Source organism: Salinimicrobium oceani, from assembly GCF_012037645.1.
On the sequence record NZ_JAAVJR010001224.1, the window covers coordinates 1 to 342 of the forward strand.

1 protein-coding gene is annotated in these 342 nt (G+C 41.5%); it reads left to right on the forward strand.

Translation table 11 applies throughout. From position 1 onward, the window contains the following. Positions 1-342: membrane dipeptidase (locus HC175_RS21565; RefSeq protein WP_209310177.1), on the forward strand; the 342-nt coding region annotated here is incomplete at both ends.

The following is a 342-nucleotide window of genomic DNA, read 5'->3' on the forward strand; positions in this document are numbered from 1 at the left end:
CTTCAGCTTTTTTTGCCAATGCCCAGACGGCAGATGAAGCAATGGTCGAAAAGGCACGACAAATACACGACAAGGTGATCACCATTGATACTCACAATGATATTAATGTGGACAATTTCACGGCAACAAAAAATTACACTCAAAATCTCGATACCCAGGTCAACCTTCCAAAAATGGAAAAAGGAGGAGTTGATGTCTCCTGGCTTATTGTTTATACCGGGCAGGAAAAATTAAATGAGGCCGGCTATAAAGCAGCTCATAAAGAGGCAATGACAAAATTTGAGGCTATTCATCGACTGGTTGAAGAGATCGCCCCTTCACAAATAGGATTAGCGACAACTT